Origin of the sequence: Streptobacillus ratti (assembly GCF_001891165.1) — a bacterium.
In the GTDB taxonomy this organism is placed as follows: Bacteria; Fusobacteriota; Fusobacteriia; order Fusobacteriales; family Leptotrichiaceae; genus Streptobacillus; species Streptobacillus ratti.
In genome coordinates, this window is the sequence record NZ_LKKW01000048.1 from 1 (window position 1) to 5,401 (window position 5,401).

Annotated in this window: 4 protein-coding genes; all 4 read right to left on the reverse strand. The window is 24.1% G+C overall.

Translation table 11 applies throughout. From position 1 onward, the window contains the following. Positions 1-597: 597 nt before the first annotated feature. The 4 genes from pepF to mvk all read right to left on the reverse strand — a co-directional run bounded on the left by pepF (position 598) and on the right by mvk (position 5,240). On the reverse strand, positions 598-2,400 hold the full coding sequence (pepF, locus tag BT993_RS06500) for an oligoendopeptidase F (protein WP_072593765.1): 1,803 nt from the start codon (positions 2,398-2,400) through the stop codon (positions 598-600). Positions 2,401-2,668: 268 nt separating this feature from the next. Beyond that, positions 2,669-3,535 (reverse strand): mevalonate kinase family protein, encoded by an 867-nt coding sequence (locus BT993_RS06505; RefSeq protein WP_072593766.1) that lies wholly within the window; start codon positions 3,533-3,535, stop codon positions 2,669-2,671. Next, positions 3,529-4,428, reverse strand: a complete 900-nt coding sequence (gene mvaD / locus BT993_RS06510) for a diphosphomevalonate decarboxylase (RefSeq protein ID WP_072593767.1) — start codon at positions 4,426-4,428, stop codon at positions 3,529-3,531. The genes BT993_RS06505 and mvaD overlap by 7 nt, the downstream gene beginning before the upstream one ends. Beyond that, entirely contained in the window at positions 4,410-5,240 is an 831-nt protein-coding gene (gene mvk / locus BT993_RS06515; protein WP_072593768.1) for a mevalonate kinase, read from the reverse strand. The genes mvaD and mvk overlap by 19 nt, the downstream gene beginning before the upstream one ends. Between the last annotated feature and the right edge of the window lie 161 nt (positions 5,241-5,401).

The following is a 5,401-nucleotide window of genomic DNA, read 5'->3' on the forward strand; positions in this document are numbered from 1 at the left end:
TTGTTTGCTTTATTTATTCCTTCTCTTTCCATTGTCCTTGTCCTTAATCGAACTCAATTATATTAACATATCATTTTTTCTTTGTCAATATTTTTTTATACTTTTTTTGATTTATTTTTTTATTTTTTATTTAAATATCGTTTTTACTTGCTTTTTTACTTAGATAAACTTCTTAAAATTTCTAATTTTTTAATATCTTAATAATTTATTATAGACAGTCATCATACTTTTTATTTATTAATCTTATTATTCTTATTTATTAATCCTATCATTCTTATTTATTAATACTATTATTTTTATTTTATCAATCCTATTCTTCTCCACCTAAATATTTATTGTATAGTTTATAATAAGTATTATATAGTTTGTAATAAATTTTAACTCTTGGAAAAACGTACCAACCCTTACTTTTAGATATTTCATTACGATATATTGTTATATCTGTTACCCTTTTTTATTACATTCTAATTCTTTTGTTATTTCTGCATTTGTTATAAATCTTTTAGTATATTCCAAAATCATATTATAATAAAATACATGTACCTCAAAACATAATATTTTTATGTTAAATTTATCAGTACATGTATTCATTTTAAATTATATTTCTTTTAATACTTTTTGTAATTCTTCTAATTTTTCTTCAAAATTTTCAAGACAAGCATAAACTGGTGCATTAGTATTCATGTCTACACCTGCTATTTTTAATATATTTAAAGAATAATCGCTTGCTCCAGATTTTAAATAACCAATATATTTTTCTACAGCTGGTTTACCCTCTGTTAATATTTTTTTAGCAAATGCTGATGCTGCTGACATACCTGTAGCATATTGATAAACATAGAAGTTATAATAGAAATGCGGTATTCTTGCCCATTCATATCTAATATTATCATCATATGTCATTGCTTCACCATAATATTTTTTATTCATATTATCATATAGATTAGATAAATATTCAGCTGTTAATGGTTGCCCATTTTCTACTGATTTATGAATTTCATACTCAAATTCAGCAAATTGTGTTTGTCTAAATACAGTGCCTTTTACTTGATCTAAGTAATGATTAATAATGTATGCTTTTACAGCAGGATTATCTGAATATTTTTTAATTAAGAAATCATTTAATATTAATTCATTAGTTATACTTGCAACTTCTGCTAAAAATATTGTGTAATGCCCATAAATATATGGTTGATAATTTCTTGTATAATAACTATGTATGCTATGCCCTAATTCATGTATTAATGTAAATAAGTTATCTAAAGTACCACGCCAACTAATTAATATGAATGGGTTAGTTCCATAAGTTCCACTTGAATATGCACCCGATCTTTTACCCTCATTTTCAGCATAATCTATCCATCTTTCATCAAATGCTTTTTTAATTAAACTAACATAATCATCACCAAGTACTTGTAAAGCCTCTATTATTATTTCTTTTGCTTCTTCATATGTAAATTTAAGTTCTATTTCTTTTAAAAGAGGTGTATACATATCATACATTTTAAGTTCTTCAACACCTAATTGTTTTTTTCTAAATTCTACATATTTATGTAATATAGGTAATTTATCATTAACTGCTGATAATAAAGAATCGTATACACTTTCATCTATAAAGTTTGAAGAAACTGCTGCATTTCTAGCACTACTATATTTTCTTAATTTAGAATTAGTTGTATGTACTAAAACTTGTCCTTCAAGAGTTGTTGCAAAAGTATTTCTTAACCCTTTATATGTTTTATACATTGAGTTATACGCATTTTCTCTAAGTTTTCTATCACTTGATTCTAAATACATTCCATATCTTGCATGATTTAAAGATAATTTTTCTCCTTTTGAATTTTCTACATCTTCAAAAGAAATATCAGCATTATTTAACATAGAAAATGCTTTACTTGAAACACCTGTAATTTGTGTCATATTAGCTAATAGCTCTTCCTCTTTTTGAGAAAGTTGATGTTTTTTAGTTTTAAATAATTTTTCCATTTCAAATTTACGTTCAACTAATCTTTCATGAGAAAAATATTCTTCAACCTTTTCCTCAGATAATTCTAATAATTTTACTCTAATAAAAGTAGATTTAGCATCATAATCTGAATATAGTTTCACTATTTTAGCATTGTATTCTTGATATTTAGAATTACCCGTATCTTCATCTCCTTTTAAATGAGCATAAGTGTATAGAAGACTTATTCTGTGATTTAATTTATCATCTAAATCTAAAGTATCTGCTAAAGTATCTACATTATCTGTCATAATTTCTTCAAATTTAGATATGCTTTCTATTTCTCCATATAATTTTTCAAATTCTTTCTCCCAAGAAGCATCATTTTCAAATATTGTTGTCAAATCCCAAGTTTTATTTATGTCAACTTCACTTCTTTTTAAGATTTTTTCCATAATTATTCCTCTTTCTAATTCTTGTTTTCTAAACTATTTTATCATTTTATATATCTTTTATCAATATGTTAGTTTTATACCCAAAGCATTTTATAACCATAGTATTTTATAACTACAAGCATTTTGATAATAATTTTTTAATAAAATTTTTTCAATGATAATTTTACTAACATTTTTATCATCATAGTATTTTAATAATACTTTTTTTATATTATCCCTTTTATATTATCCCCTTTTTATATAAATATCCTACACATCTACAAACTATCTAATATAAGACATCTACTTTTAAATCCTCCAAAACATCAGATTTTGAAAAAGAAAGTATAAAATCTCCACCCCCCGCACCTGAAATTTTAGAATATCTATACTTAGACAAGATTTCTTTTATTAAAGGCGTATGAATAACACTGTCATTATTTAATTCTAAATAATACAGATTTCCACTTAATTTATCTACATTATCTAATATTTTATCAACTCTATTTTCTATTAAATTATCAAACATCTCCAAAACTAAAGCATTAGATATATTTTTAAATTTTTCAAAAACTTCATTATTCATATCAATTTTAGAAATTAATTTAGAGCTACTTGCAGATTTTTTTGTCCATATAGCTTCTATTTTTAAGTTAGTTTTTGTATCAATTTTTTTTATAATATATTTTCTATCTATTCTATTAGATGATTTAAAAAATATATTACTTTCATAGCAAATACAAGCTACATCTCCAAAAGAACCACTCATATTATTTTCTATCATAAAATCTATGGAAATATCAAAAAGTTCTCTTTTTGATATATTATAACCATTTATTTTTAAAATAGCTTTGATAGTTACTACAATTAAAGAAGCCGAAGAACCTAGACCATATTTTTCTCCATTTTTATAAAGTTCACTAAAATATCTAAGCCTCGCTTTTTTTTTAATTTCAAATTTTTTTTCAATATATTTTAAAAGTAATTCTATTATATTATCCTTATCTTCAATCTCAGTTAATATTTCCCACACTTTATTTTCTTCAACATTTAAATATGTATATTTAGGAATAAATGATACTATAGCATATGAATTTTCACTTAAAATTGCATACTCCCCTGCAAGATATAGTTTAGCTCCTGCTTTTTCTAACATAAAACTATTTTACCTCCAAAATATTTATTTAATTCTTTTAATACTTTTTCTTCATTTTCTTTTAAATAAAGAACTTTAACATTAGGACCAGCATCCATTGTAGTAAAAATATTAAGACCTTTCATTCTTAACCTTTTTACAATTTTAATAACAAAATATGTTTCTTTAGTTAAAAAAGAAAATGATGGATTAGATTTAAATGTAGTATTGTGCATAATTATTGTGTTTTTTTCCATAATATTACCAATTTTAATAAAATCATTTTCTAATAATGCTAATTTCATTTTCTCAAAATCTTCATTTGCTCTTTTTACCCACATAGAATAAATAGGTGATTTTTTAGCAATTTCCATTGCATCTCTTGACGGTAATTCCTTTTTCTTATCGTTAAGTACTATGGCTAGCATAGCAAGATTAAGTTCTGTTTTTAATTCATAAATTTCTCCATTTTTATCAAAAGCTGATATGTTATAGAAACTTCTACATGCAGAACCAGATCCCATAGTAGATATTTTAGCCATTTCCTCTATAGTTAAATTTAATTTAAAGAAATCATTTAATGCCTGTGTAAGTGTACAATATGCACTAGCACTAGATGCAAGACCTGCTGCTGTTGGTACAAAATTTTTACTATCTATACAAATAGGTTTTCTATTAATTTTTCTCTGTTCCATAACTTTATCAACAAAAGAAAATATCTTTTTGGTTTCATTTTCATCTTGAATTTTACCATTTAATATGAAAATATCCTTATCACTTTCTGATACATCAGTTTCTGTATAAAGCTTATTTGACCTAAGAGATATACTTCCTTGCATAGGCACAAGATATGGATTAAATTCTTTTTTCCCCCAATATTTAACTATAGCTATATTTATATATCCTCTAGCCATACATTTTTCGCTCCTTTTTTGATTAATAATTCTTTAAGATACATTGCTTTTTTTTCATCTTCAACTAATGATATTATACATCCACCAAGTCCTGCTCCAGTTATTTTAGCTCCCAACGAATTTTCTTTTGCTATATCAATCAAATTATCAATTACATTATTTGATAATCCCATTAATTTTAAATTATTTTGTGCTAAATTCATTAAATGTCCTACTAGTTTAACATCAGAATTCTTTAAAGCAACAATAGCCTTATCTGTAATTTCTCCTAAATCATCTATATATCCCCTAATTTCACTATATTTTTGTGAAATCATAGCAACTGCATTTTTAGTATTACCTCTAATTCCACTATCTGCAATTACAAGCTTAGCATTTAAGTTAAAATCAATATTTCTTATTCCATCTTTTTTATTAAACAAAACATTTTGATTGTTAAGTACTACTGCCATATCTATTCCACTAGGATTCCCATGAGCAAATTTTTCACTTTTAAAAACTACACTTTCAACTACATCATCACTAATACCATATTTCCTCTTAAAAGCCTCTGCTATTGAAACTACAAGTGCTGTAGAAGAACCTAGTCCTCTTGCTCTAGGAATATTTGAAACTATTTTAATATATATTTTATCTTTAATATCACATTTTTTAATTATACTTTTTTTTATAAACTTAACATGTTCGTTTTCAGAAATATATTCAGAAGTAATTTCTGCTTCCATTTTAATAGATTTTAAAAGTAATGCAATAGCATTTTTCCCATATACAACTGAATGTTCTCCAAATAATATTACTTTACCATACGCCATGATTTCTCCTATTAATTTTCATATATTATTCTTATCTCATAACATATTATATCATTAAATATAAAGTTAATATATATTTATTTTTAAAAATAATAATTTTACTATTTAGTTGTCAAACATAAGTTATTAATTTATCTTAAACTTTGTTGTGAGATAATACA